This window comes from Enterobacter cloacae complex sp. IR5402 (genome assembly GCF_049238125.1).
In the GTDB taxonomy this organism is placed as follows: domain Bacteria; phylum Pseudomonadota; class Gammaproteobacteria; order Enterobacterales; family Enterobacteriaceae; genus Enterobacter; species Enterobacter hormaechei_C.
This window is the reverse complement of the sequence record NZ_JBMKHO010000010.1, coordinates 83,966-109,077: the sequence shown is the minus strand read 5'-3', so window position 1 is coordinate 109,077 and position 25,112 is coordinate 83,966. Positions and strand designations below refer to the sequence as shown.

The 25,112-nt window shown below is 55.3% G+C and carries 28 protein-coding genes; 20 read left to right on the top strand and 8 right to left on the bottom strand.

Annotation, left to right across the window (positions count from 1 at the left end; all coding sequences use genetic code 11):
* The 6 genes from hflC (at position 1) to rlmB (ending at position 6,569) form a co-directional block, all read left to right on the top strand.
* The gene (hflC, locus tag ACOTXL_RS16835) at positions 1-1,005 is read left to right on the top strand and encodes a protease modulator HflC (RefSeq protein ID WP_003855994.1); all 1,005 of its coding nucleotides are present in this window, start codon (positions 1-3) and stop codon (positions 1,003-1,005) included.
* Between the two features lie 71 nt (positions 1,006-1,076).
* The gene (locus ACOTXL_RS16830; RefSeq protein WP_003855996.1) at positions 1,077-1,274 is read left to right on the top strand and encodes a DUF2065 domain-containing protein; all 198 of its coding nucleotides are present in this window, start codon (positions 1,077-1,079) and stop codon (positions 1,272-1,274) included.
* A gap of 103 nt (positions 1,275-1,377) precedes the next feature.
* Positions 1,378-2,676: an adenylosuccinate synthase gene (locus ACOTXL_RS16825; protein ID WP_003855997.1), complete on the top strand. Its 1,299-nt coding sequence runs from the start codon at positions 1,378-1,380 to the stop codon at positions 2,674-2,676.
* A 192-nt stretch (positions 2,677-2,868) separates the two neighbouring features.
* Positions 2,869-3,294 (top strand): nitric oxide-sensing transcriptional repressor NsrR, encoded by a 426-nt coding sequence (gene nsrR, locus ACOTXL_RS16820; RefSeq protein ID WP_003855998.1) that lies wholly within the window; start codon positions 2,869-2,871, stop codon positions 3,292-3,294.
* Positions 3,295-3,332: 38 nt separating this feature from the next.
* Positions 3,333-5,774, top strand: coding sequence for a ribonuclease R (gene rnr / locus ACOTXL_RS16815; protein WP_003855999.1), 2,442 nt, complete (start codon positions 3,333-3,335; stop codon positions 5,772-5,774).
* Between the two features lie 63 nt (positions 5,775-5,837).
* Positions 5,838-6,569 (top strand): 23S rRNA (guanosine(2251)-2'-O)-methyltransferase RlmB, encoded by a 732-nt coding sequence (gene rlmB, locus ACOTXL_RS16810; protein ID WP_003856001.1) that lies wholly within the window; start codon positions 5,838-5,840, stop codon positions 6,567-6,569.
* 91 nt (positions 6,570-6,660) lie between these two features.
* Here rlmB and ACOTXL_RS16805 read toward each other — a convergent pair whose 3' ends face one another.
* Positions 6,661-7,935, bottom strand: a complete 1,275-nt coding sequence (locus tag ACOTXL_RS16805; protein WP_023315262.1) for an MFS transporter — start codon at positions 7,933-7,935, stop codon at positions 6,661-6,663.
* 195 nt (positions 7,936-8,130) lie between these two features.
* Between ACOTXL_RS16805 and ACOTXL_RS16800 the strand changes: the two genes are divergently transcribed.
* Positions 8,131-9,753, top strand: coding sequence for an isovaleryl-CoA dehydrogenase (locus ACOTXL_RS16800; protein WP_045350658.1), 1,623 nt, complete (start codon positions 8,131-8,133; stop codon positions 9,751-9,753).
* On the opposite strand, the gene ACOTXL_RS16795 is transcribed toward ACOTXL_RS16800, so the two are convergent.
* The 3 genes from ACOTXL_RS16795 to bsmA form a co-directional block, all read right to left on the bottom strand.
* Positions 9,750-11,681, bottom strand: a complete 1,932-nt coding sequence (locus ACOTXL_RS16795) for a methyl-accepting chemotaxis protein (protein ID WP_045350659.1) — start codon at positions 11,679-11,681, stop codon at positions 9,750-9,752. The two genes, ACOTXL_RS16800 and ACOTXL_RS16795, sit on opposite strands and share 4 nt — an antisense overlap.
* A 170-nt stretch (positions 11,682-11,851) precedes the next feature.
* Complete coding sequence (yjfN, locus tag ACOTXL_RS16790) at positions 11,852-12,127, bottom strand: DUF1471 family protease activator YjfN (protein ID WP_003856009.1); 276 nt, start codon at positions 12,125-12,127, stop codon at positions 11,852-11,854.
* Between the two features lie 148 nt (positions 12,128-12,275).
* Entirely contained in the window at positions 12,276-12,605 is a 330-nt protein-coding gene (bsmA, locus tag ACOTXL_RS16785) for a biofilm peroxide resistance protein BsmA (protein ID WP_003856011.1), read from the bottom strand.
* A gap of 137 nt (positions 12,606-12,742) precedes the next feature.
* On the opposite strand from bsmA, the gene yjfP reads away from it, so the two are divergent.
* Positions 12,743-13,465 (top strand): esterase, encoded by a 723-nt coding sequence (gene yjfP / locus ACOTXL_RS16780; RefSeq protein ID WP_045350660.1) that lies wholly within the window; start codon positions 12,743-12,745, stop codon positions 13,463-13,465.
* Here the strand turns inward: yjfP and ulaR are convergent.
* Positions 13,462-14,217, bottom strand: a complete 756-nt coding sequence (gene ulaR, locus ACOTXL_RS16775; RefSeq protein ID WP_003856014.1) for an HTH-type transcriptional regulator UlaR — start codon at positions 14,215-14,217, stop codon at positions 13,462-13,464. The two genes, yjfP and ulaR, sit on opposite strands and share 4 nt — an antisense overlap.
* 110 nt (positions 14,218-14,327) lie before the next feature.
* A complete protein-coding gene (ulaG, locus tag ACOTXL_RS16770) occupies positions 14,328-15,392 on the bottom strand; it encodes an L-ascorbate 6-phosphate lactonase (RefSeq protein ID WP_032671498.1) in 1,065 nt (354 codons plus the stop codon).
* A gap of 359 nt (positions 15,393-15,751) precedes the next feature.
* Here ulaG and ulaA point away from each other — a divergent pair, with 359 nt between their 5' ends.
* The 6 genes from ulaA to ACOTXL_RS16740 are packed head-to-tail and all read left to right on the top strand — an operon-like array spanning position 15,752 to position 20,159.
* Positions 15,752-17,152, top strand: coding sequence for a PTS ascorbate transporter subunit IIC (gene ulaA / locus ACOTXL_RS16765; protein WP_015572475.1), 1,401 nt, complete (start codon positions 15,752-15,754; stop codon positions 17,150-17,152).
* Positions 17,153-17,164: 12 nt separating this feature from the next.
* Positions 17,165-17,470: a PTS ascorbate transporter subunit IIB gene (gene ulaB / locus ACOTXL_RS16760; protein WP_003856022.1), complete on the top strand. Its 306-nt coding sequence runs from the start codon at positions 17,165-17,167 to the stop codon at positions 17,468-17,470.
* 9 nt (positions 17,471-17,479) lie between these two features.
* Positions 17,480-17,947, top strand: coding sequence for a PTS ascorbate transporter subunit IIA (ulaC, locus tag ACOTXL_RS16755; RefSeq protein ID WP_003856024.1), 468 nt, complete (start codon positions 17,480-17,482; stop codon positions 17,945-17,947).
* Between the two features lie 12 nt (positions 17,948-17,959).
* Entirely contained in the window at positions 17,960-18,610 is a 651-nt protein-coding gene (gene ulaD, locus ACOTXL_RS16750; RefSeq protein ID WP_003856025.1) for a 3-keto-L-gulonate-6-phosphate decarboxylase UlaD, read from the top strand.
* Positions 18,611-18,619: 9 nt separating this feature from the next.
* Complete coding sequence (locus ACOTXL_RS16745) at positions 18,620-19,480, top strand: L-ribulose-5-phosphate 3-epimerase (RefSeq protein WP_022650261.1); 861 nt, start codon at positions 18,620-18,622, stop codon at positions 19,478-19,480.
* On the top strand, positions 19,473-20,159 hold the full coding sequence (locus tag ACOTXL_RS16740; protein ID WP_003856029.1) for an L-ribulose-5-phosphate 4-epimerase: 687 nt from the start codon (positions 19,473-19,475) through the stop codon (positions 20,157-20,159). Before ACOTXL_RS16745 ends, ACOTXL_RS16740 begins: the two co-directional genes overlap by 8 nt.
* Before the next feature lie 134 nt (positions 20,160-20,293).
* Here the strand turns inward: ACOTXL_RS16740 and yjfY are convergent, their stop codons facing one another.
* Positions 20,294-20,569 (bottom strand): DUF1471 family protein YjfY, encoded by a 276-nt coding sequence (gene yjfY, locus ACOTXL_RS16735; RefSeq protein WP_017383944.1) that lies wholly within the window; start codon positions 20,567-20,569, stop codon positions 20,294-20,296.
* Positions 20,570-20,909: 340 nt separating this feature from the next.
* On the opposite strand from yjfY, the gene rpsF reads away from it, so the two are divergent.
* The 5 genes from rpsF (at position 20,910) to ACOTXL_RS16710 (ending at position 23,431) form a co-directional block, all read left to right on the top strand.
* Positions 20,910-21,305 carry a 30S ribosomal protein S6 gene (gene rpsF, locus ACOTXL_RS16730; protein WP_003856034.1) on the top strand — a complete coding sequence of 132 codons (396 nt, stop codon included), beginning with the start codon at positions 20,910-20,912 and terminating at the stop codon, positions 21,303-21,305.
* 6 nt (positions 21,306-21,311) lie between these two features.
* Positions 21,312-21,626: a primosomal replication protein N gene (priB, locus tag ACOTXL_RS16725; protein ID WP_003856035.1), complete on the top strand. Its 315-nt coding sequence runs from the start codon at positions 21,312-21,314 to the stop codon at positions 21,624-21,626.
* Between the two features lie 4 nt (positions 21,627-21,630).
* The gene (gene rpsR, locus ACOTXL_RS16720; protein WP_000135199.1) at positions 21,631-21,858 is read left to right on the top strand and encodes a 30S ribosomal protein S18; all 228 of its coding nucleotides are present in this window, start codon (positions 21,631-21,633) and stop codon (positions 21,856-21,858) included.
* Positions 21,859-21,899: 41 nt separating this feature from the next.
* Positions 21,900-22,349: a 50S ribosomal protein L9 gene (gene rplI, locus ACOTXL_RS16715; protein ID WP_003856039.1), complete on the top strand. Its 450-nt coding sequence runs from the start codon at positions 21,900-21,902 to the stop codon at positions 22,347-22,349.
* A 152-nt stretch (positions 22,350-22,501) separates the two neighbouring features.
* Positions 22,502-23,431, top strand: coding sequence for a DMT family transporter (locus tag ACOTXL_RS16710; RefSeq protein WP_017383942.1), 930 nt, complete (start codon positions 22,502-22,504; stop codon positions 23,429-23,431).
* Positions 23,432-23,477: 46 nt separating this feature from the next.
* Here the strand turns inward: ACOTXL_RS16710 and ACOTXL_RS16705 are convergent, their stop codons facing one another.
* Positions 23,478-24,116, bottom strand: a complete 639-nt coding sequence (locus ACOTXL_RS16705; RefSeq protein WP_045330822.1) for an OapA family protein — start codon at positions 24,114-24,116, stop codon at positions 23,478-23,480.
* Positions 24,117-24,347: 231 nt separating this feature from the next.
* Here ACOTXL_RS16705 and fklB point away from each other — a divergent pair, with 231 nt between their 5' ends.
* Positions 24,348-24,968: an FKBP-type peptidyl-prolyl cis-trans isomerase gene (gene fklB / locus ACOTXL_RS16700; protein WP_008502892.1), complete on the top strand. Its 621-nt coding sequence runs from the start codon at positions 24,348-24,350 to the stop codon at positions 24,966-24,968.
* The last annotated feature ends 144 nt before the right edge of the window (positions 24,969-25,112 follow it).

The following is a 25,112-nucleotide window of genomic DNA, read 5'->3' as shown; positions in this document are numbered from 1 at the left end:
ATGCGTAAGTCAGTTATTGCGATCATCATCATTGTACTGGTCGTGCTCTACACCTCCATCTTTGTGGTGAAAGAGGGCGAGCGTGGGATCAAGTTCCAGTTCAGCAGCGTCGTGCGTGACGGCGACAAGCGTCCGGTGATTTATGAGCCGGGTCTGCACTTTAAGATCCCGTTCATTCAGTCAGTGAAAACGCTCGATGCGCGTATCCAGACCATGGATAACCAGGCCGATCGTTTCGTGACCAAAGAGAAGAAAGACCTGATCGTTGATTCCTATATCAAATGGCGCATCAGCGATTTCAGCCGCTACTTCCTGGCAACCGGGGGTGGCGACGTTTCTCAGGCAGAAGTGCTGCTGAAACGTAAGTTCTCTGACCGTCTGCGTTCTGAAATTGGTCGTCTGGATGTGAAAGACATTGTGACCGACTCCCGTGGTCGTCTGACGCTGGAAGTGCGTGATGCGCTGAACTCCGGCTCTGCGGGCACCGAGGATGAAGTTGAAACCCCGGCGGCAGACGATGCGATTGCCAAAGCGGCTGAACGTGTTCAGGCTGAAACCAACGGTAAAGTGCCGGTGATCAACCCGAACAGTATGGCGGCGCTGGGCATCGAAGTGGTTGATGTGCGCATCAAGCAGATCAACCTGCCAGCGGAAGTGTCCGAGGCGATCTACAACCGTATGCGCGCCGAGCGTGAAGCGGTAGCCCGTCGTCACCGTTCACAGGGTCAGGAAGAAGCGGAAAAACTGCGCGCGGCAGCGGACTATGAAGTCACCAAGACGCTGGCGGAATCTGAGCGCCAGGGTCGTATCCTGCGCGGTGAAGGTGATGCGGAAGCCGCGAAACTGTTTGCTGATGCATTCAGCCAGGATCCGGACTTCTATGCCTTCATTCGTAGCCTGCGCGCTTACGAGAATAGCTTCAAGAGCAACCAGGATGTGATGGTGCTCAGCCCGGACAGCGATTTCTTCCGTTATATGAAGACGCCGACCAACGCAACGCGATAAACTCAGGCTCGTTTGAGTATTCAAACCACCGCTCTTCACGGAGCGGTGGTTTTCTTTTATAAGGATGAAAAATGAATTCAACGATCTGGCTCGCGCTGGCCCTGGTTTTGGTGCTGGAAGGCCTCGGCCCGATGCTTTATCCGCGCGCATGGCGCCGGATGATCGCCACCATGAGCCAACTGCCGGATAATATTTTGCGTCGTTTTGGCGGTGGTCTTGTGGTTGCTGGTATCGTTATCTACTACATGTTGAGGAAAACGATTGGCTGATCAAAAACTAACCGCAATTGGCATATTTTAGGGTCAAAAAGTGCTGTATATCTGAAAAAGCGATGGTAGAATCCATTTTTAAGCAAACGGTGATTTTGAAAAAATGGGTAACAACGTCGTCGTACTGGGCACCCAATGGGGTGACGAAGGTAAAGGGAAGATTGTTGATCTTCTGACTGAACGGGCTAAATATGTTGTACGCTACCAGGGCGGTCACAACGCAGGCCATACTCTCGTAATCAACGGTGAAAAAACCGTCCTCCATCTTATTCCATCAGGCATCCTTCGCGAAAACGTCACCAGCATCATCGGTAACGGCGTTGTGCTGTCTCCAGCTGCGCTGATGAAAGAGATGAAAGGTCTGGAAGACCGTGGTATCCCTGTTCGTGAGCGTCTGCTGCTCTCCGAAGCCTGCCCGCTAATCCTGGACTATCACGTGGCGCTGGACGTGGCGCGTGAAAAAGCGCGTGGCGCGAAAGCGATCGGCACCACCGGTCGTGGCATCGGCCCGGCTTACGAAGATAAAGTGGCTCGTCGCGGTCTGCGCGTCGGTGACCTCTTCGACAAAGCAACCTTCGCTGAAAAACTGAAAGAAGTGATGGAATATCACAACTTCCAGCTGGTGAACTTCTATAAAGCCGAAGCCGTTGACTACCAGAAAGTGCTGGATGACGTCATGGCGATTGCAGACATTCTGACCGGTATGGTTGTTGATGTGTCCGATCTGCTGGACCAGGCGCGCAAGCGTGGCGATTTCGTCATGTTCGAAGGTGCGCAGGGTACGCTGCTGGACATCGACCACGGTACCTATCCGTACGTTACGTCCTCTAACACCACCGCGGGTGGCGTGGCGACCGGCTCTGGCCTGGGTCCACGTTATGTGGATTACGTTCTGGGCATCATCAAAGCGTACTCCACTCGCGTGGGTGCGGGTCCATTCCCGACCGAACTGTTTGATGAAACCGGCGAGTTCCTGTGCAAGCAGGGTAACGAGTTTGGCGCGACCACCGGTCGTCGTCGTCGTACCGGCTGGCTGGACGCCGTTGCCGTACGTCGCGCAGTGCAGATCAACTCCCTGTCTGGCTTCTGCCTGACCAAGCTGGACGTACTGGACGGCCTGAAAGAAGTGAAAATCTGCGTTGGCTACCGCATGCCAGATGGCCGCGAAGTGACCACCACTCCGCTGGCTGCTGACGACTGGGAAGGCATTGAGCCAATCTACGAAACCATGCCGGGCTGGTCTGAGACCACCTTCGGTGTGAAAGAGCGTAGTGGCCTGCCAAAAGCCGCGCTGGACTACATCAAGCGCATTGAAGAACTGACCGAAGTGCCGATCGATATTATTTCTACCGGCCCGGATCGTACTGAAACGATGATCCTGCGCGACCCGTTCGACGCATAATCTTCGTGACTGCTGGCCTGCGGGGAAACCCGTAGGCCGGATAAGCGCAGCGCCATCCGGCGACCGCTCCTGGATCTCCGCTTTTTCGCCCCGTCTGTCAAATAAATTAGCCGCTAACTATCTGGCTGGTTTATCATCATTAATGAATATCTCTGCGGTTTAACCGCGTTTTCCCTTTTTCCTGAGGTTGATGTGCAGTTAACAAGTTTCACCGATTACGGCTTACGCGCGCTGATTTACATGGCGTCGTTACCCGATGGGAAGATGACCAGCATCTCTGAAGTCACAGAGGTGTACGGTGTGTCCCGTAATCATATGGTCAAAATAATCAATCAACTTAGTCGTGCCGGATACGTTGCTGCCGTCCGCGGGAAGAATGGAGGGATCCGTCTCGGTAAACCGGCACAGAGTATCCGTATTGGCGATGTGGTACGTGAACTGGAGCCGCTCTCTCTGGTGAACTGTAGCAGCGCGTTCTGCCACATTACGCCCGCTTGCCGCCTGAAACAGGCGCTTTCAAAGGCCGTGCAAAGTTTTCTCAAGGAACTGGATAACTACACGCTGGCCGATTTGGTTGAAGAGAATCAACCGCTTTATAAATTATTGCTGGTGGAATGAAGAAAATTTCCACCGGAGCTGACAACGGAGGAACCGACATGTCACAAGATCCTTTCCAGGAACGCGAAGCCGAAAAATACGCGAATCCTATCCCCAGCCGCGAGTTCATCATTGAACACTTAACAAAACGCGAAAAACCCGCCAATCGTGAAGAACTTGCCGTTGAATTAAATATTGAAGGTGAAGAGCAAATTGAAGCCCTTCGCCGCCGCCTGCGCGCCATGGAGCGTGACGGGCAGCTGGTCTTTACTCGTCGCCAGTGCTACGCGCTGCCAGAACGCCTCGACCTGCTGAAAGGCACCGTTATTGGTCACCGCGATGGCTTCGGCTTCCTGCGCGTGGAAGGCCGTAAAGACGATCTGTACCTCTCATCCGAACAGATGAAGATGTGTATTCACGGCGACCAGATCCTGGCGCAGCCGCTGGGTGCAGACCGTAAAGGCCGCCGCGAAGCGCGCGTGGTCCGCGTGCTGGTGCCGAAAACCAGCCAGATCGTTGGCCGTTACTTTACCGATGCGGGCGTAGGTTTTGTGGTGCCGGACGACAGCCGTCTGAGCTTCGACATTCTCATCCCGCCTGAAGAGGTGATGGGCGCACGCATGGGCTTTGTGGTGGTGGTTGAACTCACCCAGCGCCCAACTCGTCGCACAAAAGCGGTAGGTAAAATCGTCGAAGTGCTGGGCGATAACATGGGCACCGGCATGGCCGTTGATATGGCGCTGCGCACCCATGAAATTCCGTACGTCTGGCCGAAAGCGGTTGAAGACCAGATCGAAAACCTGCGTGAAGAAGTGCCGGAAGAGTCCAAAGCAGGCCGCGTGGATCTGCGCGATCTGCCGCTGGTCACCATTGATGGTGAAGACGCCCGTGACTTCGATGATGCCGTATATTGTGAGAAAAAACGTGGTGGTGGCTGGCGTCTGTGGGTGGCCATCGCGGATGTGAGTTATTACGTACGTCCACACACGCCGCTGGATAACGAAGCGCGCAGCCGCGGTACGTCGGTCTACTTCCCGTCTCAGGTTGTACCGATGCTGCCAGAAGTGCTCTCCAACGGCCTGTGTTCCCTCAATCCGCAGGTGGACCGCCTGTGTATGGTCTGCGAAATGACCATCTCCAGCAAGGGACGTCTGACGGGCTATAAGTTCTACGAAGCAGTGATGAGTTCTCATGCGCGCCTGACCTATACCAAGGTCTGGCATATGTTGCAGGGCGATCAGGATCTGCGCGAACAGTACGCGCCGCTGGTCAAACACATCGAAGAGCTGCACAACCTCTACAAAACGCTGGATCAGGCGCGCGAAGAGCGCGGTGGGATCTCGTTTGAGAGTGAAGAGGCGAAGTTTATCTTTAACGCTGAGCGTCGTATCGAGCGTATCGAGCAGACCCAGCGTAACGATGCGCACAAGCTGATTGAAGAGTGTATGATCCTGGCGAACATCTCGGCGGCACGTTTCGTTGAGAAAGCCAAAGAGCCTGCGCTGTTCCGTATTCACGACAAGCCAACCACGGAAGCCGTAACCTCGTTCCGCTCCGTGCTGGCTGAACTCGGCCTGGAGCTGCCTGGCGGTAATAAGCCTGAGCCACGCGATTACGCCGAGCTGCTGGAATCCATCAGCGATCGTCCTGACGCGGAAATGCTGCAAACCATGCTGCTGCGCTCCATGAAGCAGGCGATTTACGATCCGGAAAACCGGGGCCACTTTGGCCTGGCCTTACAGTCGTACGCGCACTTCACCTCGCCGATCCGCCGTTATCCGGATCTGTCCCTGCACCGTGCGATCAAGTATCTGCTGGCACACGAGCAGGGTCATAAAGGCAATACGACCGAAACCGGAGGGTATCATTACTCCATTGAAGAGATGCTGCAACTGGGCCAGCACTGTTCCATGACCGAGCGTCGTGCGGATGAAGCAACGCGCGACGTGGCGGACTGGCTGAAGTGTGACTTTATGCTGGATCAGGTGGGTAATATCTTTAAAGGCGTGATTGCCAGCGTCACCGGCTTTGGCTTCTTCGTGCGTCTGGATGAGCTGTTTATCGACGGTCTGGTGCACGTTTCCAGCCTCGATAACGATTACTACCGCTTCGACCAGGTCGGACAACGTCTGATCGGCGAATCCGGCGGCCAGACCTACCGTCTGGGCGATCGGGTGGAAGTGAAGGTTGAAGCCGTGAATATGGACGACCGAAAAATCGACTTCAGCCTGATCTCCAGCGAGCGCGCGCCGCGTAACGTCGGGAAAACCGAGCGTGAGAAAGCGAAAAAAGGTGGCAACGGTAAAGCGGGCGGCAAGCGACGTCAGGCAGGTAAAAGAGTAAACTTTGAGCCAGACAGCGCTTTCCGTGGCGAGAAGAAACAGAAGCCCAAGGCGGCGAAAAAAGACGCTCGTAAAGCGAAAAAACCGTCGACCAAGACCCAAAAAATAGCGGCCGCGACCAAAGCGAAGCGCGCGGCGAAGAAACAGCAGGCGGAGTAATTTCCCCTCACCCTGACCCTCTCCCCAACGGGAGAGGGAAAATATTTATTACGAGAACCATCAATGAGTGAAATGATTTACGGCATCCACGCGGTGCAGGCCCTGCTGGAGCGCGCGCCGGAGCGTTTTCAGGAAGTTTTTATTCTGAAAGGGCGAGAAGATAAACGTCTGATGCCGCTGATCCACGCGCTGGAAGCGCAGGGCGTAGTGATCCAACTGGCGAACCGCCAGTATCTGGATGAGAAAAGCGAAGGAGCTGTACACCAGGGCATTATCGCGCGCGTGAAGCCAGGCCGTCAGTATCAGGAGAACGATCTGCCGGATCTGATCGCTGAGCTGGATAACCCGTTCTTCCTGATCCTTGATGGCGTAACCGACCCGCATAACCTGGGCGCGTGCCTGCGTAGCGCCGATGCAGCAGGCGTGCATGCGGTGATTGTGCCAAGAGATCGTTCCGCGCAGCTTAACGCTACCGCTAAAAAAGTTGCCTGCGGCGCGGCGGAAAACGTTCCGCTGATCCGCGTGACTAACCTGGCGCGCACCATGCGTCTGTTGCAGGAAGAGAATATCTGGATCGTCGGCACAGCCGGTGAAGCGGATCACACCCTGTATCAGAGCAAAATGACCGGCCGCATGGCGCTGGTGATGGGGGCAGAAGGTGAAGGCATGCGTCGTCTGACGCGCGAGCACTGCGACGAGCTGATCAGCATCCCGATGGCAGGCAGCGTGTCGTCCCTGAACGTTTCTGTTGCGACGGGTATCTGCCTGTTCGAAGCGGTGCGTCAGCGCGGGTAGCCTGTTGTGCCGGGTGGCGGCTTCGCCTCACCCGGCCTACAAAAGCATGGTAACGTAGGCCCGCTAAGCGCAGCGCCACCGGGCAACAATCTCACTCCTCTAACGACCGTAAATGGTCATCCTTCCTCAGCGTCATCAGCGCGAAAATACTCACCACCGCCGTTGCCATCACGTAGTACGCCGGAATATCCAGATTGCCCGTCTCTTTAATCAGCCCGGTAATGATCAGCCCCGCGCAGCCCGAGAAGATCGCATTCGACAGAGAATAGGCCAGCCCCAGCCCGGTATAACGCACGCGCGTCGGGAACATCTCAGACAGCATTGCCGGCCCCGGCCCTGCCAGCATCCCAACCAGACCTCCCGCAATCAGCACCACAATCGCTTTGACCGCCAGCGTACTGGTTTCCGCCTGCAAAATTTTCAGCAGCGGCAGGGCGAGGATCAGCAGGAGCACGGTGGAGATAATCATCACCGTCCGCCGCCCGATCCTGTCGCTCAGCATGCCCGACGGAATGATCGTGAGCGCAAACCCAATGTTAGAAATCACCGCAATCAGCAGCGCCTGGTTAAAACCGGTGTGCAGCGCAGATTGCAGATAGGTCGGCATAATCACCAGATAGGTATAGCCCGCCGCAGACCAGACCATCACGCGGCCAATGCCCATCAGGATGGTTTTGAACGTGGCGGCGGTGGTGGCCTGAGTAACAACCGGTTTTTCCCGTTGCTGCACAAAGCTCGGCGTCTCTTCCATGCTCACCCGCAGCCATAGCGCGACCGCACCCATCGGCAACGCCAGGAAGAACGGAATGCGCCAGCCCCAGTCGTGCAAGGCTTCAGGGGAGAGCAGGGCAGAGAGCAACGCGACAATACCTGCGCCCGCTAACAGTCCGAGCGCCACGGTGAAGGACTGCCATGCCCCGTAAAGACCGCGCTTGCCGCGCGGGGCGAACTCCGTCATCAATGAGACCGCACCGCCATACTCACCGCCCGCGAACAGTCCTTGCAGAATACGCAGGAGCGTAACGATCAGCGGCGCGGCAATCCCGATACTGGCGTAGACCGGCACAATACCGATGGCAGCGGTGGCGAGCGTCATCAATACCAGCACGATAATCAGCGTCGGTTTGCGGCCAATCCTGTCGCCAATGCGGCCAAAGACCACCGCACCCAGCGGACGGAAGAAGAAAGCGATGGCGAACGAGGCCCAGGTAAGGATCAGGCTGGTGAGCTCCGCTTCCCCCTCAAGCTGGAAGAAGTTTCTGGCAATCACCGTTGCCAGAAAACCGTAGACCGCAAATTCATACCACTCGATGAAATTACCGATGGAGCCTGCAATTAATGCACGCTTGTGCGCATCCTGTTGCATAACGATCCTCACAAAAACGGGGTAAGAATAAATTATTCAGCATTAGTGAAGTAATGAAATAGTTTATTCTTATGTTCTGTGAGCTATTTCACGAATGATATCAACACGATCGTCATCGTGTGACCCTCCTCCCATGCAGCGTGCATGCCCTCTGTCCATACTTACCTTTATTGCCAATGAAAGGAGGGAGACAGCATGCACTGGCAGACTCATACCGTTTTTAATCAACCTGCACCGCTATCGAACAGCAACCTTTTTCTCTCTGATTGCGCCCTGCGCGATGCGGTAGCGCGCGAAGGGGCTGAGTGGGATGTGGATCTTCTTGCCAGCATCGGACAGCAGTTGGGTACGGCGGAGTCGCTGGAGCTGGGCAGGCTGGCGAACGTTAATCCGCCGGAGCTGCTGCGTTATGACGCCACGGGAGCGAGGCTGGATGACGTCCGCTTTCATCCGGCATGGCATCTTCTGATGCAGGGGCTTTGCGCCAACCGGGTGCACAACCTGGCGTGGGAGGAGGAGGCGCGGAAAGGATCGTTCGTCGCCCGGGCCGCGCGTTTTGTGCTTCATGCTCAGGTGGAGGCGGGAACGCTATGCCCGGTGACCATGACCTTTGCGGCCACGCCGCTGTTGCTACAGTCGCTACCCAAACCGTTTCACGACTGGTTAACGCCGCTGATGAGCGATCGCTACGATCCCCATCTCGCACCGGGGGCGCAAAAGCGCGGCCTGCTGATCGGCATGGGGATGACGGAAAAGCAGGGCGGTTCGGACGTACTCAGTAATACCACCAAAGCAGAGAAATGCAGTGATGGCAGTTACCGGCTGGTGGGGCACAAATGGTTTTTCTCCGTGCCGCAGAGCGATGCGCATCTGGTGCTGGCGCAGGCGAAGGGCGGGCTTTCCTGCTTTTTTGTTCCGCGTTTCTTACCCGACGGGCAACGCAATGCCGTGCGCCTTGAGCGTCTGAAGGACAAGCTCGGTAACCGTTCAAATGCCAGCAGTGAGGCTGAGTTCCTTGATGCTTACGGCTGGCTGCTGGGCGAAGAGGGTGAAGGTGTCCGGCAAATTCTTAAGATGGGTGGGCTGACGCGCTTTGACTGCGCGCTTGGCAGCCACGGACTGATGCGCCGTGCGCTCTCGGTGGCGCTTTATCATGCCCATCAGCGGCAGACCTTCGGCAAAAATCTGATCGACCAGCCGTTAATGCGCGACGTGCTAAGCCGTATGGCGCTGGTGCTGGAGGGACACACGGCACTGCTGTTCCGACTCGCCCGGGCGTGGGATAACCGCACCGACTCGCAGGAAGCCGCATGGGCGCGGCTTTTCACGCCGGCGGCAAAATACAGCGTCTGCAAAGCGGGCATACCGTTTGTGGCAGAGGCAATGGAGGTGCTGGGTGGCGCAGGCTATTGCGAAGAGAGTGAGCTTCCGCGGTTGTACCGTGAAATGCCCGTTAACAGCATCTGGGAAGGCTCTGGCAATATTATGTGCCTGGATGTCCTGCGCGTGCTGGCGAAGCAGTCGGGCATTCTCGACCTGCTCGCCGATGATTTCGCGCAGGTAAAAGGCCAGGACAGGCACTTCGATCGCAGCTGGCGGCAGCTACAGCAGAAGCTGCGTAAACCGCAGGAAGCGCAGGGCAGGGAGATCGCGCGGCAGCTCTTTTTACTCGGGGCCGGAAGCCAGATGCTGCGGCACGCAACGCCGCCCGTGGCGCAGGCGTGGTGCCGCATGATGCTGGATACCCGGGGCGGCACGCTGATGAGCGAACAGGTGCAAAACGACCTGCTGCTGCGCGCCACGGGCCGGGTCGGTTAAGCTTTAAGCTGGAACAGGCTCACCAGCCGGGTGAGATGTGAACCCTTCTCGCGCAGCGTCTGCGCCGTCTGCTCGCTGCGTGAGATACGATCAGCATTGATGTGCGATGCCTCACCGATGTGCGTCATCGCCAGATTCACCTGACCAATCCCCGCAGACTGCTCGCGGGAGGCGTGGTTGATCTCGGTAACAAGCTGGCTGATGTTATCGATATGAACAATGATGGCATCCATCGCCAGACGCGTCTGCTCAGAAAGCGCATGGCCTTCGCTCACCTTGTTCAGCGTGTCGCCAATCAGCTGCTCAATCTCTTTTACCGCGTTGGCGCTGCGTGCGGCCAGGGCGCGCACCTCTTGCGCCACCACTGCGAAACCTTTCCCGTGCTCGCCCGCCCGCGCCGCTTCAACCGCCGCATTGAGCGCCAGAATATTGGTCTGGAAAGCGATGGACTCAATCACGCGGGTGATGACTTCAATGCGTTTCGATGCATCACGAATATCATCCATGGTGGAAACTGCGTGGGTCACCGTCTCTCCACCCTGATGCACCGCGCGCGAGGTTTCCCCCACCAGCTGCTGAGTTTGCTCCATGTTGGCGGCATTTTGCTGCACGGTGGCGGCTAATTGCTCCATACTGGCGGAGGTCTCCTCAACGCTGCTGGCCTGTTTGTTGATCTGTTCAGAGATCTCGCCGGTATCTGAAGCCAGCGCGTTAGTCCCCAGATGGATTTCGCTTGCGGCCTCGCGGACCTGCAACACAATTTTTTGCAGGCCGCCCCCGATCCCATTGATGGCATCAATCAGCTGGCCGACTTCATCCTGGCGGGTTACCGGCAGGCTGGCGCGCAGATCGCCTGCGGCATACTGCCGGGCAAGCGCGATCACTGCGCGCAGTGGGCGGGTTAGCATCCGGCGAATGAGGATAACGAACAGGCCCGCGAAGAGCGCGGATAGCACCACGCCCGCCATCAGGAAGCGATCGCGCAGCGTGGTGACGCTTGAAAGCAGTACGGCTTTATCCACTTCACCCACGATGGTCCAGTTCCAGCCCGGCAGCGGCGTGTAGGCGACTTTGAGCGTACGGCCATCCGCGCTCACGCGTTCCAGCGTGCCGGCTTTATCACTCAGAAGCTGCTGCTGTGTCGCCGTGTCCCAGTTGGGCAATTTGCCCTCTTCGCTGGCATGGAACAGATACTGTCCGCGCGTTTTACCGCTGCTGCGATCCAGTACAAAGAAGTGACCGCTCTCGCCCAGACGACGGTTAAGGATTTTCTCGCGCATGACGTTCCAGGAATGGGTGATGTCGACGCCAACAAAGATAATCCCGATAACCTGGCCTTCCGCATTTTTAACAGGCTGGTACTGCGTGATATAGCGCTTGCCGAACAGCAGCGCGAGGCCGCGATAGACCTCCCCTTTGGTGACAGCCGCAAATGCCGGGCTGGTGCTATCAAGAACGGTTCCGATGGCGCGGTCGCCATTCTCTTTGCGCAGCGACGTGGCCACGCGGATAAAATCGTTACCGCTGCGGACAAACAGCGTCGAGATGGCCCCCGTTCGGCTCAGGAAGTCATCAGAAAGCGTATTGTTTTCATGCAACTCCGTTTCACCGCCCTTCAGCAGAGGAACGGTAAGGCCGTTAATGGTGCGGCTCTGGCTGCTGTCGCTGTTCAATGGCTGTGGCAAAAAGGTGGTGAACAGGCGGGTATTGCTCTCGACCTCTTCGCTCAGGCTGGTGTTGAACATCTCTACCATATCCACCATGCCGGTAGACTGGTTATGCAGGTCTTCAACCGCAAGATCTTCAAGCTGCTGGCTGGCGTTGTGGCTCAACAGAAAAGTGAACAGCAAAAAAAGCGTGGCGACACTGGCACCTGTTAGCAGCGATAGCTTCGTGCCCAGACCTGCCCGGCGGAAAAAGGTGATCATAAATTGCTCATTATTGAAAAGTGATGGCTGTTCAACGGCAGAGCAGAGATAACGTTTACCTTTTTAATGTAACCTAATGTTACATGTTTGTTTTCGTTAGGTTTTGGGAAAGATAAAAAATTTGCAAAAGTGAAAAGCCACTAAAATTAAGTGGCTTTTATCGGAAGGGATTAGGCATAAAGAATGGCCTGCACGCGCCAGTGATTAACATGGTGATCTTCCTGCATCTGGACGATGCGATACCAGGATGCGCCCTGTTCATCGGCCTTCAGAGCGACGACACGTTCAACGTCTTGCGGACTCCCCGTGATATTATTGACGGAGATCTGACCAATCTCGTTCAGGCCCGTGACGCAATCCGCGCTGGCAAATTCGGCCGACTGCGCCGTGGTGCTCAGCAGGCCCGCTGAAAGCAATAGCGTCGTTAAAGCAAGGGTTCGTTTCATCGTCAGCTCCTTTTCACGTGTCTCCGGTATCCGCCGGGCAATCCTTCGCGAATAAACTCATTTCCATTGTTGCTGGCATGGAGTTTATTGTGGACAGGAAAATGTCTACGGACGCAAAGCAGTGTAAAAGTCGTTCAAATGATGATGCTTACTTACGGTACAAAATGCCCTGGGCGTACCACTGTCCCGTAATAATGGTTTCATCAATCATCGTGATGACGTAATAATCTGCTTTTGCGGCAACGGCCTGCGCTTCAATTGCGTCTTCTGCATCATCCGGGGAACCACGAACCATCGCGGATACGGTACCCAGGCGTTGTAATCCTTCCGTCTGATTACGACGAATTTCCTGAGGATGATCGGTAACCGGCGGCGCCGGTTCTGGCGTACCCTGCAATACGGAACATCCGCTGAGCAGCGAGACCAGCAATAAAGCGGTAAGCCTGCGCATAAACCTGTCTCTTTTCCTGATAGCCATAGTGTAGTTGTCTGCGAATTTAGTTTTGGGGGAATGTTCCCGAAGTGTTATCTGGGACGTAGATTTCGAATGAAAATATCGTGAAACCGTAATCCAGCTCTCAACATTATGAATCATTCATCAGCACAGGATCGACAATGATTGAAATTGAAACTCGCCAGCTGAGTGAGCATGAAATCATCCATGCTTTTCCGGCTGGTAAAGGTGAACAGCCGCTGCCGACGGTAGTTTTCTATCATGGCTTTCTCTCCTCGAAGCTGGTCTACAGCTATTTTGCCGTCGCGCTGGCGCAGGCCGGTTTCCGGGTGGTCATGCCTGATGCGCCGAATCATGGGGCACGCTTTACGGGCGATGAGCAGGCGCGGCTGGGGCTGTTCTGGCAAACGCTGCACGGCAATCTGACCGAGTTCGCCGGGCTGCGTGACGCGCTCTTGCAGGCCGGGCTGGTGGAGGGGAAACGGCTGGCGGTCGCAGGCGCATCAATGGGCGGAATGACGGCGCTGGGGATCATGGCCAGGCATCCGGAGGTGACGTCCGTGGCTTGCCTGATGGGATCGGGCTACTTTACGTCGCTGGCAAAGACGCTATTCCCGCCGCAGGCCCCTCAGGAGATTGAGACCCTGTTGTCTGAATGGGACGTCAGCCATGCGCTTTCGCAGCTGGCCGATCGTCCGCTGCTTCTGTGGCATGGGGACGCCGATGACGTCGTACCGCCCGGTGAAACGTTCCGCCTGCAACAGGCGCTACAGCGCGAAGGGCTGGACAGCAATCTGACCTGCCTGTGGGGAGCAGGTGTCCGGCACCGTATTACCCCGGCCGCGCTGGAGTCAACCGTGGAATTCTTCCGTCAGCACCTTTAAACGCGCAGCACTGTGACACCCTGATCCTCCAGCTTGCTGAGGATCTCGGGGTTGGCGTTTTTGCCGGTGATCACCATGCTGATTTGCTCGGCGCGGCTGAAAAGCATGCCGGCGCGTTCACCGACCTTGCTGCTGTCGACCAGCACCACCAGTTTGCCCACTACGTTAAGCATGTTCTGTTCTGCCATTGCGGTGAGCATATCGGTTTTATACAGGCCATCCGCCGTCAGACCTTTGCCGCTGGTAAACATCCAGTGCCCGGCGTAGAGGCTGTTTTCACTGTCCTGCGGGCTAAGGGTGATGGACTGGCTCTTGTTATACTGGCCGCCCATGATCACCACGCTTTCATGTTCCTGGTCAATGAGATAGTTGGCCAGCGGCAAATAGTTGGTGATGATCTGCACCGGCTTGCCGCACATCTCACGGCCCAGCAGAAACGCCGTCGAACCGCAGTTGATCACCACGCTTTCTCCAGGATTTACCAGCTGTGATGCCGCTCTGGCAATCCGCACCTTTTCATCGTGATTCTGCGCCTGGTGGATGTTCATCGGCGTCCAGCGTGGACGCTGCTGGCTGATGGCCTCTGCGCCATTGCGGACTTTTTTCAGCTTGCCGCTCTCATCCAGCTTGTTAATGTCCCGCCGCGCGGTAGCGGGGGAGATCCCTAAACGTTCGATCACTTTCTCGACGGTGATAAACCCTGTTTGCGCCAGGAGTTCCAGTAAAATTTGATGCCGTTGCGCTTCCGTCATGAGCTATTCCGATAAGAATTGATTTGAAAAGATGATATTTGAAATAGCGTGAAATTACTAAGATAAATATGACATCGCCAGACGCAAGGTCTGGCGATTGGGCCTCAGAATCAGAGGAAGGATTTGAACGGCAGATCGGGTTCAATCGTAAAGCAATCATCGAAACCACGCGGGTAGTGGTACTCAAGATTGTCTTTATCCAGCGGCCAGGTGAACTTGCCGCCAACCTGCCAGATGAACGGCTTGAAGCCATACTTGAGGCGGTCTTTTTTCATCTCCCACAGGACGCGGATCTCTTGCGGATCGGCCTGGAAGTTTGACCAGATATCGTGGTGGAACGGGATCACCACTTTGGTGTTCAGCGCTTCGGCCATACGCAGCATGTCTGCGCTGGTCATTTTGTCGGTGATCCCGCGCGGGTTTTCACCGTAAGAGCCAAGCGCCACGTCAATCTGATGCTCGTTACCGTGCTTCGCGTAATAGTTGGAGTAGTGGGAGTCACCGCTGTGATACAGGGAACCGCCAGGCGTTTTGAACAGGTAGTTCACCGCGCGCTCATCCATCCCGTCTGGCAGTACGCCTGCGGCTTTCTGGTCGGCAGGCAGGGTGATCAGCGCGGTACGGTCAAAGGCATCCAGCGCGTGAATTTCAATGTCTTTGATTTTCACTACCTCGCCCGGCTTCATCACGATGCAGCGCTCTTTTGGCACGCCCCAGCCAATCCACAAATCCACGCAGGTCTGCGGCCCAATAAACGGTACGTCGTCCGCGCAGTTTTGCATTACCGCTGCCGCCACGTTCACGTCGATATGATCGTTGTGATCGTGGGTAGAGAGTACGGCGTCGATCTGACGAATGGCAAAAGGATCAAGCACGAAAGGCGTGGTGCGCAGGTTCGGCTGGAGCTTTTCAACGCCGGCCATACGCTGCATCTGGTGGCCTTTTTTCATCAGTGGATTGCCGTGGCTCTGTTTGCCGGTGCCGCACCAGAAATCAACACAAATGTTGGCGCCGCCTTCTGATTTCAGCCAGATCCCGGTGCAGCCCAGCCACCACATCGCAAATGTGCCAGGAGCAACCTGTTCCTGCTCGATCTCTTCGTTCAGCCAGCTACCCCACTCCGGAAAGGTACTCAGAATCCATGATTCACGGGTGATGGTTTTCACTTTACTCATCGTTTGACTCCTGGTTTTAATCAAAAGTAATCATACTGTGACTTGTTGTGATTAATGCTGGCACTGTTTTAATCGATTTGCAATGGCTGATTTGCGGAAAATTCCCCTCACCACCTCACAGAAAAAACTTCATGACGTTGTTAAGATAACCATTATAAATGATTAATATATTGAAATTTAAGAATTTATTTATTTGTTTGGATTGGTAGTGAAAATCATTACTAATACCATGGAAATAAATTGCGTGATCCGTCACAAATAATCAAATGCAATCTTGTGATGATTATTTGTGATTAATAGAGTGATGACACCAACCACACAGGGATTGCCCCTCGTGTTCTCATTTTCTGGAGAGAGTTATGGAGATCCTCTACAACGTCTTTACCGTGTTCTTTAATCAGGTAATGACCAACGCCCCGCTGTTGCTGGGTATCGTGACGTGCCTGGGGTACATCCTGCTGCGCAAAAGCGTCAGCGTGATTATCAAAGGCACCATCAAAACCATCATTGGTTTTATGCTGTTGCAGGCGGGGTCTGGCATTCTGACCAGCACGTTTAAGCCGGTTGTTGCCAAAATGTCAGAGGTGTACGGCATTAACGGCGCCATCTCTGACACTTACGCGTCCATGATGGCCACCATCGATCGTATGGGGGATGCGTACAGCTGGGTTGGGTATGCGGTACTGCTCGCGCTGGCGCTGAACATCATTTACGTGCTCCTGCGCCGCATCACCGGTATTCGCACCATCATGCTCACCGGGCACATCATGTTCCAGCAGGCGGGGCTGATTGCGGTTTCTCTCTATATCTTCGGCTACCCAATGTGGACCACCGTCATCTGCACGGCAATACTGGTCTCGCTTTACTGGGGCATCACCTCCAACATGATGTATAAGCCAACGCAGGACGTTACGGACGGCTGCGGCTTCTCCATCGGTCACCAGCAGCAGTTCGCCTCCTGGATTGCTTACAAAGTTGCGCCGTACCTGGGCAAAAAAGAGGAGAGTGTTGAAGACCTCAAATTGCCTGGCTGGCTGAATATCTTCCACGACAACATCGTCTCCACGGCAATTGTGATGACCATCTTCTTCGGTGCCATCCTGCTCTCCTTTGGCATTGACGTGGTGCAGGCGATGGCGGGTAAAACCCACTGGACGGTCTATATCCTGCAAACCGGTTTCTCCTTCGCTGTTGCTATTTTCATCATCACCCAGGGCGTGCGTATGTTCGTCGCCGAACTGTCGGAAGCGTTTAACGGCATCTCCCAGCGCCTGATCCCTGGCGCGGTGCTGGCGATTGACTGTGCGGCTATCTATAGCTTTGCGCCAAACGCCGTCGTCTGGGGCTTTATGTGGGGCACCATCGGCCAGCTGATTGCGGTCGGCATTCTGGTGGGCTGTGGCTCCTCAATCCTGATTATTCCTGGCTTTATCCCGATGTTCTTCTCCAACGCCACTATCGGCGTGTTTGCTAACCACTTCGGCGGATGGCGCGCAGCGCTCAAGATCTGCCTGGTGATGGGCATGGTTGAAATCTTCGGGTGCGTGTGGGCGGTCAAGCTCACCGGCATGAGCGCCTGGATGGGCATGGCGGACTGGTCAATTCTGGCGCCGCCGATGATGCAGGGCTTTGCGTCCGTCGGGCTGGTCTTTATGGCCGTCATCATCCTGATTGCCCTGGCTTATATGTTCTTCGCTGGCCGTTCGCTGCGGGCTGAAGAAGATGCGGAAAAACAAACAGCAGAAGTGTCTGCTCATTAAGGAGTTTCGATTATGACCGTACGTATCCTGGCTGTGTGTGGCAATGGGCAAGGTAGCTCCATGATCATGAAGATGAAAGTGGACCAGTTTTTAACCCAGTCAAACATTGACCACACGGTGAACAGCTGCGCAGTGGGTGAATACAAAAGTGAACTGAATGGCGCGGACATCATCATCGCCTCAACGCACATTGCCGGCGAGATTAGCGTGTCGGGCAACAAATACGTGGTAGGCGTACGCAACATGCTATCGCCTGCGGATTTCGGACCAAAGCTGCTGGAAGTGATCAAAGAACACTTCCCACAAGACGTGAAGTAAGGATGCCACATGAAACTACGTGATTCGCTGGCAGAGAATAACTCCATCCTTTTACAGGCCGAAGCCAGCACCTGGCAGGAAGCGGTGAAGCTGAGCGTGGATCTGCTGGTTAAGGCTGACGTTGTCGAGCCGCGTTACTACCAGGCGATTCTGGATGGCGTGGCGCAGCATGGCCCTTACTTTGTGATTGCGCCAGGCCTGGCGATGCCGCATGGCCGCCCGGAAGAGGGCGTCAAGAAAACCGGCTTCGCGCTGGTGACGTTGAAAACGCCGCTGGTGTTTAACCACGAAGATAACGACCCGGTCGACATCCTTATCACTATGGCGGCTGTCGATGCCAATACCCACCAGGAGGTGGGCATCATGCAGATCGTCAATCTGTTTGATGATGAAGCTAATTTTGACCGTTTACGCGCCTGCCGTACCGCGCAGGACGTGCTGGATTTAATTGATAACGCCACTGCGGCGGCCGTTTAAGAGGAATTGAAAATGTCATTACCAATGTTGCAGGTCGCGCTGGATAACCAGACTCTGTCTCACGCTTACGAAACCACCCGTCTGATTGCGGAAGAAGTGGACATCATCGAAGTCGGCACCATTCTGTGCGTGGGCGAAGGCGTTCGTGCGGTTCGTGACCTGAAGGCGCTCTATCCGCATAAAATCGTGCTGGCGGATGCCAAAATCGCCGATGCGGGCAAAATTCTCTCTCGCATGTGCTTTGAAGCCAACGCCGACTGGGTCACCGTGATCTGCTGTGCGGATATCAACACTGCGAAAGGCGCGCTGGACGTGGCGAAGGAGTTCAATGGCGACGTGCAGATTGAACTGACCGGTTTCTGGACCTGGGAGCAGGCGCAGGAGTGGCGCGAAGCAGGTATCCAGCAGGTGGTTTATCACCGCAGCCGTGATGCGCAGGCCGCAGGCGTGGCGTGGGGTGAAGCCGATATCAGCGCGATCAAACGTCTGGCCGATATGGGCTTCAAAGTGACCGTAACCGGTGGCCTGGCGCTGGAAGATCTGCCGCTGTTCAAGGGGATTCCAATTCACGTCTTTATTGCCGGTCGTAGCATTCGCGATGCGGAATCTCCGGTGGAAGCTGCGCGTCAGTTTAAACGCTCAATCGCTCAGCTTTGGGGTTAAGGAGCGGGTATGTTGTCAAAACAGGTCCCGCTTGGCATCTATGAAAAGGCACTCCCTGCGGGGGAGTGCTGGCTGGAGCGGTTACAGCTGGCGAAGCAGCTGGGTTTCGATTTTGTCGAAATGTCGGTGGATGAGACGGACGAGCGTCTTGCTCGCCTGGACTGGAGCCGCGACCAGCGTCTGGCGCTGGTGAGCGCCATTGCCGAAACCGGCGTGCGCGTGCCATCCATGTGCCTGAGCGCTCATCGTCGTTTTCCGCTTGGCAGCGAAGATGATGCCGTACGCGCCGAAGGGCTGGAGATCATGCGTAAAGCTATTCGCTTCGCACAGGATGTCGGCATCCGCGTGATTCAACTGGCGGGTTACGATGTTTACTATCAGGAAGCCAATGATGAAACGCGCCGTCGTTTCCGTGACGGCCTGAAAGAGAGCGTTGAGATGGCAAGCCGTGCGCAGGTGACGCTGGCGATGGAGATCATGGATTATCCGTTGATGAACTCCATCAGCAAGGCGCTGGGCTACGCGCACTATCTGAATAACCCGTGGTTCCAGCTTTATCCGGATATCGGCAACCTGTCGGCATGGGATAACGACGTACAGATGGAGCTTCAGGCGGGCATCGGGCATATCGTGGCGGTGCACGTTAAAGATACCCGTCCCGGCGTGTTTAAAAACGTACCGTTCGGCACCGGGGTGGTGGATTTCGAACGGTGCTTCCAGACGCTCAAACAGACAGGTTATTGCGGGCCTTACCTGATTGAGATGTGGAGCGAAACCGCGGACGATCCGGCGGCAGAAGTGGCGAAAGCCCGGGACTGGGTGTGCGAGCGCATGGCGCGGGCAGGACTGATGGAGGCGGAACATGCTTAAGCTGAAACAGCAGGTCTTTGAAGCCAATATGGATCTCCCGCGCTATGGACTGGTGACGTTTACGTGGGGCAACGTAAGCGCCATCGATCGCGAGCAGGGGCTGGTGGTGATTAAGCCGAGCGGCGTGGCCTATGACGCCATGAAAGCGGACGATATGGTGGTGGTTGACCTGGAAGGACTGGTCGTTGAAGGCAAATGGCGTCCTTCTTCTGATACGGCAACCCATCTGGCGCTGTACCAGCGTTACCCGTCCTTGGGGGGGATTGTACATACCCATTCCACGCACGCCACCGCCTGGGCACAGGCCGGGCTGGCGATCCCTGCTTTGGGTACAACGCACGCGGACTACTTCTTCGGTGATATTCCCTGCACGCGGGCGTTAACGCAGACTGAGGTCGAAGGCGAGTACGAACTTAACACCGGCAGGGTCATTATCGAAACGCTGGGTGAGACGGAACCACTGCATACGCCGGGTATTGTGGTGTACCAGCATGGTCCATTCTCCTGGGGTAAAGATGCGCATGACGCCGTGCATAACGCGGTGGTGATGGAAGAGGTGGCCAGAATGGCGTGGATTGCGCGCGGCATTAACCCACAGCTTCAGGGCATTGATGATTATCTGATGAACAAGCATTTCATGCGTAAGCACGGCCCGAATGCTTATTACGGGCAGAAGTGAATAAGTGCTCTGGAATACCGAAACAGTTGTAACCGGTGGTATTCCGGAGCCATTCATAAAAAAGCCCCCGGGCAGGGGGCAAATTATATATGGCTTTGATTTTCTTTTGCTTTCCTGGTGCTAGCGATAAAGCGTTACTGGTAAATATCTGCACTGGCGTGCATATTACCGTTGCTGCCGGGCTCACGTGTCAGCATGACGTGATAGTATTTTGCGCCCTGCGCATCGGTTTCTTCATTAAGCGCCTGATCTGCTTCACTTTCAGTGGCGAAGTTATGATTGATGTAAATAACGCCTAAGCTCTGCACATCATCCATGTTTCTGGCCTGTTGGCTGTCTATTCTGATGGCTGCCATCGCGTTTGCACTGAGCAAAAGCGCAGCCAAAATGGCGATTGCGATTCTTTTCATGATATGCGCTCCACGACTGCGTGCTGTGATACGGCGGAATGCTCTCCTTCTCTGTTCAGGGTTTCTGATTAAAGTGTAATCGCTACCCGGGTTGGGATGGGTGACCATTTCTGATGATGTTGTTCAAAAAAACAGCGCTTCTGATGAGTGCGATTTTAAATCACCCACTTAGAACAGCTTTACCCTTTGTGCGAATTATTTGTGCAATCAGCTTGAGTTTCCTGGGGGGCGCAAGTATTATGACGCGTCAATTTTTCAGCCGACCTTTAACACGTTCCTTGCCTCCCCGGGCCTCGGCTGACCCAGACAGGAGGCTGAATAATCCGTAAGGAGCAATTCGATGCGTCATTACGAAATCGTTTTTATGGTCCACCCTGACCAGAGCGAACAGGTTCCGGGCATGATCGAGCGTTACTCTGCTGCCATCACTGGTGCAGAAGGCACGATCCACCGTCTGGAAGACTGGGGCCGCCGTCAGCTGGCTTACCCGATCAACAAACTGCACAAAGCACACTACGTTCTGATGAACGTTGAAGCTCCGCAGGAAGTGATCGATGAGCTGGAAACTACCTTCCGCTTCAACGATGCCGTTATCCGCAGCATGGTTATGCGTACCAAACACGCAGTGACCGAAGCATCTCCGATGGTTAAAGCGAAAGACGAGCGCCGTGAGCGTCGCGATGATTTCGCAAACGAAACCGCAGATGATTCTGATGCTGGGGATTCTGAAGAGTAATTTCTGATGACCAACCGTCTGGTGTTGTCCGGCACCGTGTGCAGGACCCCCCTTCGAAAGGTCAGCCCATCAGGAATTCCGCATTGCCAGTTCGTGCTTGAGCATCGTTCTGTGCAAGAGGAAGCCGGGTTTCACCGGCAGGCGTGGTGCCAAATGCCCGTAATTATTAGCGGACACGAAAACCAGGCCATTACTCACAGTTTAACGGTCGGTAGCGCAGTAATCGTTCAGGGGTTCATTTCTTGCCACAAGGCAAAGAACGGCCTGAGCAAAATGGTTCTGCATGCCGAGCAGATTGATTTGATAGATTCTGGAGACTAGCCATATGGCACGTTATTTCCGTCGTCGCAAGTTCTGCCGTTTCACCGCGGAAGGCGTTCAAGAGATCGACTATAAAGATATCGCAACGCTGAAAAACTACATCACCGAAAGCGGTAAGATTGTCCCAAGCCGTATCACCGGTACTCGTGCAAAATATCAGCGTCAGCTGGCTCGCGCTATCAAACGCGCTCGCTACCTGTCTCTGCTGCCGTACACTGATCGTCATCAGTAATCGGGCACGGTCCATTAATACGACTTTAAGAGGATAAGGTAATGCAAGTTATTCTGCTTGATAAAGTAGCAAACCTGGGCAGCCTGGGTGATCAGGTAAACGTTAAAGCGGGTTACGCTCGTAACTTCCTGGTTCCACAGGGTAAAGCTGTTCCAGCTACTAAGAAAAACGTAGAGTTTTTCGAAGCACGTCGTGCTGAACTGGAAGCCAAACTGGCTGACGTTCTGGCGGCTGCTAACGCTCGCGCTGAAGCAATCAACGCACTGGGCACCGTTACCATCGCGTCCAAAGCTGGCGACGAAGGTAAACTGTTCGGTTCCATCGGTACCCGCGATATCGCTGATGCAGTTACTGCGGCAGGCGTTAAAGTGGCTAAGAGCGAAGTTCGTCTGCCGAACGGCGTTCTGCGTACCACTGGTGAGCACGAAGTTGACTTCCAGGTTCACAGCGAAGTATTCGCTAAACTGGTTGTTAACGTAGTAGCTGAGTAATTTTTTACTCTGCTCGCGTCGAAGCGCCGGCCTTGTGCCGGCGTTTTGCTTTTTAGCGTGACCCTGCGTCATCTTTTGCTCTTGTAAGGTCGCTATTCCTGACGCATTCTCTGATAATAAATTGAAACGCAATTTTATTTATGAGATTTGTCATGGATACTGCTCTGCCCACGCCCGTCTTTGCCCGTCGAAATGTGGCCTATGCCTGCGCCACGCTCTGCTGTCTGCTTTGGGGAAGCTCGTACCCGGCCATTAAAAGTGGCTACGAACTCTTTCAGATCGCGACCGATGATATCCCCTCCAAAGTCGTCTTTGCCGGATACCGTTTTCTGTTTGCCGGCGCGTTGCTGCTGCTTTTTGCCCTGGCCCAGCGAAAACCGATTGGCAGGCTCACGCCCACGCAGTTTGGCCAGCTCACGATCCTCGGACTGACCCAGACCTCCCTCCAGTACACCTTCTTTTATATCGGCCTGGCCTACACGACCGGGGTGAACGGCTCCATCATGAATGCCACCGGGACCTTCTTCAGCGTGCTGCTGGCGCACTTTATCTACCACAACGACAAACTCAGCTATAACAAAACGCTGGGGTGTGTTCTGGGCTTTGCCGGGGTGATGCTGGTGAACTTCCACAGCGGGTTAAGTGAGTTCCAGTTTGTGTGGAAAGGTGACGGATTTGTGGTGCTGGCCGCCTTTATTCTCTCTGCGGCCACGCTTTACGGGAAACGCATTTCCCAGACCGTTGACCCGACGGTAATGACGGGATGGCAGCTGGGGATAGGCGGGGCGGCACTGGTTGCGGGAGGCTACGCCACGGGCGGGACGCTGGAGGTGCACAGCATGAAAGCCGTCGCCGTGCTGGGGTATCTGACGCTGCTCTCATCCGTGGCGTTCGCCCTGTGGAGCGCGCTGCTGAAAGTAAACCGCGTGAGTATGATTGCCCCGTTCAACTTTGTCATACCTGTAGCAGGGACGGTGCTCTCCGCCATCTTCCTCGGCGAAAACATTCTGGACATCAAATACGCGATTGCGCTGGTGCTGGTCTGCTCGGGGATCTGGTGGGTGAATAAACGGCGTGCCTGAGAACAAAAGTGCCGGGTGGCGGCATCGCCTTACCCGGCCTGGGCCATTAACGTGCTCTGATGAAACTGCCGTCCGGCTGGCGGGTAAACAGTACCTGCTGCCCGTTTCCGGTATCGATCGTTAACCCGGTCACCACGCCGCTGGCATTCTGACGGATCTGCACCATCTGACCATTTTGCAGGTTGCTGAGCGGCTTGCCTGCCCCCTCGACTTGCGCCATGGCATACACATCCGTTGCTGGCAAATTGTGGTCGCGGAACAGCTGGGCAAGAGTTTTCCCAGGCTCTACGCGATACGAACGCCACTGCTGCTCAATGCCGGTGGGCTGTTGCGCCTGTGGCTCTGAAGGGGCGGCGGCCTGCTCCTGATCTTCCTGAACAGGTTCAGGTTCAACCGGCGCAACCTGGCCCGGATCGTTAGACGGTGTGACCAGCTGCGTCTGCATCGGCTGTGAACCAGGCTGCGGCTGGCTTTGCGACTGGATATCCAACTCAGCATTCCGGCTGACCGGCGCGGTATCAACGTTGTCACTGCCGGAAGGAAGCAGGAAGCCGATGACGATCAGCAACGCGCCGATGATAATGCCTCTGCGATGCAAAGGCGGCAGCGGGTCCATGATGCGAAAGTTATCCGGCGCATGCCAGATTTTCGCCAGGGTAGGTTTCAGTTCAAATCGCCCGGGCATGGCTCTCCTCCTGCTCCGCGTCTTTTTATCCTGTCCTGAGAAGTGTAGTTTGCTAACTGCCTGATGGGCGTAACAAAGCCAGCTTTCGTGACATATATTAGGGAAAATCCTGACGGCTACTATTGTTTCCGTTTCGTCGCAGTTTGTCACCTTTACTTAAGACAAAGTTTTACCCATAAGGGCATGGCTGATATGCTGCCCGCTACTTTAAATGTGATGGAAGGAAAACCCATGACCACCCCGACTTTTGACACTATCGAAGCGCAGGCAAGCTACGGCATCGGCTTGCAGGTAGGACAGCAGCTGAGCGAATCCGGCCTGGAAGGTCTGTTACCGGAAGCGCTGGTGGCGGGTATCGCTGACGCGCTGGAAGGCAAGCAGCCCGCTGTGCCGGTTGACGTTGTGCACCGTGCGCTGCGTGAAATCCACGAACGTGCTGACGCCGTGCGTCGCGCGCGTTTCGAAGAGATGGCGGCAGAAGGCGTGAAATATCTGGAAGAGAACCGTGAGCGTGAAGGCGTGAACAGCACCGAGTCCGGCTTGCAGTTCCGCGTAATCAATCAGGGTGATGGCGCAATCCCGGCGCGTACCGACCACGTTCGCGTACACTACACCGGTAAGCTGATCGACGGTACCGTGTTCGACAGCTCCGTCGCGCGTGGCGAACCGGCTGAGTTCCCGGTCAACGGCGTTATCGCAGGCTGGATCGAAGCCCTGACCCTGATGCCAGTAGGTTCCAAATGGGAACTGACTATCCCGCACAACCTGGCTTACGGCGAGCGTGGCGCTGGCGCGTCCATTCCGCCATTCAGCACCCTGGTGTTTGAAGTCGAGCTGCTGGAAATCCTGTAATCGGTTTTTCTTATTTTCCTCTCTCCGATCGGAGAGAGGAAAATAGCGATAAAACCCGGAGTTACGACGGAATCAACATTTTGTATTGCAAACGAAACTGTTACGTGTATTTTTGTGAGCTGTTTCGCGCTGTATGAGTGATAT